General features: G+C 37.2%; 2 protein-coding genes. Both read left to right on the top strand.

What is annotated here, in order from left to right; translation table 11 throughout:
* The first annotated feature begins 306 nt into the window (after window positions 1–306).
* Entirely contained in the window at window positions 307–3,405 is a 3,099-nt protein-coding gene (locus ABWO41_RS15240; RefSeq protein ID WP_353139904.1) for a SusC/RagA family TonB-linked outer membrane protein, read from the top strand.
* A 12-nt stretch (window positions 3,406–3,417) separates the two neighbouring features.
* The coding region (locus ABWO41_RS15235) for a RagB/SusD family nutrient uptake outer membrane protein (RefSeq protein ID WP_353139902.1) at window positions 3,418–4,951 on the top strand (1,534 nt) is incomplete at its 3' end.

The following is a 4,951-nucleotide window of genomic DNA, read 5'->3' as shown; positions in this document are numbered from 1 at the left end:
TATCGATAGTCCGTATTTAGATAAAAGAAATAAACCCAAAATAATAAACCCATTAATAACCTAAAATAAGAAAGACTATGAATAAACTCTACTTTATTACTGCTTAGTTTAAAATTAAGCAATATTAACACGTAAATCTACAATCAGCCGAGTTTAAATTGGTGGTTAAAATAAGCCAACGATGGCGGAAATTTCGGTTTATGTAAAAATAACTATTAAATACAGGTTTAATTAACATTATTAAATATGCAGGTTAAAGAAAAAATACCAATTCGCATTTTTCTTTGTTTGTTGCTAATGCTGAATATGATAAATCTATTTGCGCAACAAAACACTCGAAAAGTAATTCAAGGTGAAGTAGTGGATGCAGACAATAACGATCCGCTGGTTGGAGTTTACGTAAGGGTAAAAGAAGACAATAAGCGTTCTGCAGTAACCGATGTAAATGGGAAATTTAGTATTCGTGTGTCTGAAAGGGAAACGTTGGAATTTGCTTATATAGGATACTCTACTCTTCATGTTGCGGCGACAAATTTCCCGAAGACTATTAAACTTACTGCCGACTCAAAAGCGTTAAAAGAGATAGTTGTTATTGGTTATGGTACTGTAAACAAAAAAGATTTTACAGGTTCGCTCTCAGAAGTAAAAGTAGAAGATATTAATAGAGCTCCTGTACCTAATATTGCTCAGGCCCTTGCCGGTAGGGTGGCTGGCTTACAGGTAAATGCTTTGTCTGGACAACCGGGGGAAGAATCAGATATTATTATCAGAGGAGGTAACTCCATTACGCAGGATAATTCACCGCTCTATGTTGTAGATGGATTTCCAATAGAAGGATTTAGTCTTTCATCGCTTAACCCAGAAGAAATAGAAGATTTCAGGGTTTTGAAAGATGCTTCTGCAACCTCTATCTATGGCAGCAGGGCAGCAAATGGAGTAATCATTATCGAGACAAAAAAAGGGAGAGAAGGAAAGCCTGTTGTAACTTATAACATAAATCTGAGCTTGCAGAAAGCAAACAAGTTTATGGATATGATGAGTCCATACGAATTTGTGAAGTATCAATTGGAATTAAACCCGTCAGAAGAAACACAAACAACTTATCTGGATAGACCCGGACTGATATTAGACGATTACCGGAATATAAAAGGATATGACTGGCAGGATATGCTTTTTAAAACTGCCCCCATGCAAAACCATAATTTGTCTGTCAGGGGAGGTAATAGAGACACAAAATATGCCTTTTCCGGAAATATGGTTAATCAGGATGGAGTTATCATTAATTCAGGTTTTTCCCGGTATCAGGGAAGGGCGAGAGTAGACCAGCAGATTAGCAAAAATCTAAAAGTCAATATAAATTTAAGCTATTCAAAAGATAAAAACTATGGACAGTTAACCAATCAGCAGGCATCAGGTAATAATTCCTATGCAACTTATATTATGTATAGGACTTGGGGATATAGACCAATTTCAACCAGTGGAAACCTCACGGATATGTTATTCGATGACGATGAAGAAGGAAGCGAAACATTACTTATAATGAATCCCATAATATCTACGAATAACGAGTTCCGTGAACAAAACAGGACCTTCTTTACAAGTAACATCGGCATAGATTATACTTTACCATGGAACATGAAACTGAATATCAGAGGTGGTTACAATTCCAGAATAACAAGAGATGAATATTTTAATAACTCTAAAACCTATCGAGGATATCCGTCAGCCAATAATGCCAATGGCATACACGGTGGCTTTTCGGAAAGGAATCAGATAGATTGGGTAAATGAAAACACGATTACCTACGATAAAAAATTCAACTCCAGACACAGATTGGATGTTTTATTGGGAACAACTATACAAGGACAAAGCTTAGATCGATATGGTTTTACGTCCATTAAAATTCCTAATGAAGAGATGGGAATGCGAGCTTTAGGCACCGGTTATCCGAAAGATCCGGTTTCTGTTGCATCAGCGAATATGTTATTGTCCTATTTAACAAGGGTAAATTATAATTATCGCGGTAAATATGTGTTGACTGCAAATTTCAGAGCAGATGGTTCCTCTAAATTTGCCCCTCAGCACCGTTGGGGATATTTTCCTTCTTTTGCTGCGGCCTGGAGATTGGGACAGGAGAAATTTTTCAAAAAGATTCCTTTTATCAGCGATTCCAAACTTAGGGCAAGTTGGGGAGCTACAGGTAATAACCGTGTCAATGACTTTGCAACTTCCAATATTGTTACCATGGGAGACTTTTATGGCATAGGAATGGGATCCTCAACTCCGGATTTCGCACTAACTATGTCTAATTTTGGAAATCAGGACCTGAAATGGGAAACCACTTACCAATTAGATATCGGTTACGAACTGTCTTTGTTTAAAGACAGGTTAAACTTTGTGCTGGATTATTATAATAAAGACACAAGAGACTTGCTGCTATATTCAAATGCCCCTTATGTCAGCGGTTATACAAAAATATACAGAAATATAGGTTCAATTCGAAACAGAGGCTTTGAAATAGAAATTAATTCTGTGAATATTAATAGTAAAGACTTTAAATGGAGTTCCAGTTTCAATATCTCATTTAACCAAAACAAAGTACTGGCACTTACCGAAGATGAAAAGACCATGTTTTCGAACCCAGCTTTTACCTCAAGCTGGAATTCTTCTAACCTTTATATAACACAGGTAGGTATGCCGGTGTCATCTTTTTATGGCTTAATGTGGGACGGAGTATATCAATTGTCAGACTTTGATGAATTGTCTAACGGTAACCGTGTACTTAAAGAAGGTGTAGTCTCTTTATATGAAGACAGAAATCTCACAAAACCAGGTGATATTAAATATAAGGATATTAACGGTGATTTGATTATTGATGATAAGGACAAAGTGATTATGGGGCGCACTTTGCCAAAACATTATGGAGGTTTTAATAATAATTTCCAGTATAAAAATATCAGTCTGAACGTGTTTTTCCAGTGGAACTATGGCAACGACATTATGAATGCCAATCGTTTGATGTTTGAAGGTAATAGTACTGGAAGAGCCGGATTGAACCAGTTTGCTTCTTACACAGATCGATGGACAATAGATAATCCATCAAATGAACAGTTCAGGACCAGAGGGTATGGTCCAATAGGATACTTCTCATCCAAATACCTGGAAGATGGCTCATTTATCAGATTAAAAACAGTTGAACTCGCTTATAGACTACCTAAAAAATGGTTGGGTAAGATATCGAGCGTAGATTTAAGTATGGCTGCACAAAATTTACATACCTGGACTAAGTATTCGGGGCTTGATCCGGAGGTTTCTACCCGAAATTCAATCTTGACACCGGGTTTTGATTATTCGGCCTACGCTCAAAATTTTACAGTTTCATTTGGTGCTAAAATAGTTTTCTAAATAGATGTAAGCATGAAGAATATACTAAAAAAAATAGGCATGGCAGGAGGGCTTTTTTTACTAGCCTCTTGTAACGATATTTTGGAAGTGAATCCATCCAAATATGAAATGGAGAAAGAAACGTATTATCGTACCGAAGCCGAATTAAGTTACGCTTTGAATGGGGTTTATGCAGCACTGGCAGATGGAAATTTATACGGAAATAATATGCTGGGCAGAATGGGGCTTGAGGCTGATGAAGCTTACGAAGATTATAGTTCGGATGAAAATACAGTAGGGGATTATAATGTAGAATCTACAGACTCGAAGGTTCTAAACTACTGGCGATCATGTTATACAGGTATTGATAGGGCCAATAATTTATTGGCAAACGTAGATAATACCAATATAAGTATTGATAGCCGCAAACGCGATGATGTAAGAGGGCAGGCATTATTCCTCAGAGCATACTACTATTTTATGTTGGTTACACGATTTCAAGGTGTTCCTTTGGTACTGAAGCCAATAAAAAACGCCACGGCAGCAGAATTACAAAAGGAAAGAGCCACAGGGAGAGAAGTATATGCGCAGATTCTAAGTGATATGGAAAAAGCAGCTGCATGGGTGAAGCCAGCTAGCGAAGTTGGTACGGGTGGCCGTATTTCTAAATCTGCAGTATGGGGTTTGCTGGCAAGAGTAAATCTTTATTTAGCCGGTCATCCTTATAACGAGTCCGAACGTTACAAGGATGCTATGGTATATGCTGGTAGGGTTATTAACGAGAACTTTCATAGATTGGAACCTTCTTATGAACAAGTGTTTATCAATTATGCGCAAGATAAATATGACATTAGAGAAAGTATTTTTGAAGTAGAATTCCACAGCGATGGTACAGGCGTATACCCCACGGCTGGTATGGTTGCAAGAAACAATGGAATAAGAAACCCGGTAATAGATAATGAGATTGGTTTGTCTATTGGTATTCTGCGGTGTACCGATTATTTACACGGTTTATATCAGGCGGGAGATCAGAGAAGAGATTGGAATGTAGCATCGTTCTATTACGTACAGGATCCAAATAATAAAGATGTGGCAAAGCTTACCGAATGGGGAGTTAATGATTCTAAATACCAGAGATTTTGCGGTAAATTTAGAAGAAAGAATGAAATAGTCTTACCAAAGTTGCAATCTCAAACTCCACAAAACTTTCCAATCTTAAGATATTCTGATGTTTTATTAATGTATGCAGAAGCTTATAACGAATATTTCAAAGGAGCTGATAATAATGCTCTTGAATATTTGAATATGGTTAGAAGGAGAGGACTTGGGCTGGAACCAACCACTGCAAACTTGGCTACAGACTTTACAGACAGAAACTATACCGCCTTTCAAAGGGAAGTTAGACAAGAACGACCACGCGAATTGTGTTTTGAAATGCTTAGAAAAAATGATGTCATTCGTTGGAATGTATTTTATGATAATATGATTGTGAGGGAAGCAGAAACGCCTCAGACCTTTACATCGTCTTATTATGTAAGAGCGAGAAGATACTTTCGGAGTGTCGAGC

It is taken from the genome of Pseudopedobacter sp., assembly GCF_040392825.1.
Lineage (GTDB): Bacteria > Bacteroidota > Bacteroidia > Sphingobacteriales > Sphingobacteriaceae > Pseudopedobacter.
Note: the sequence above shows the minus strand (reverse complement) of the source record. Positions and strands in the feature narration are given on the sequence as shown.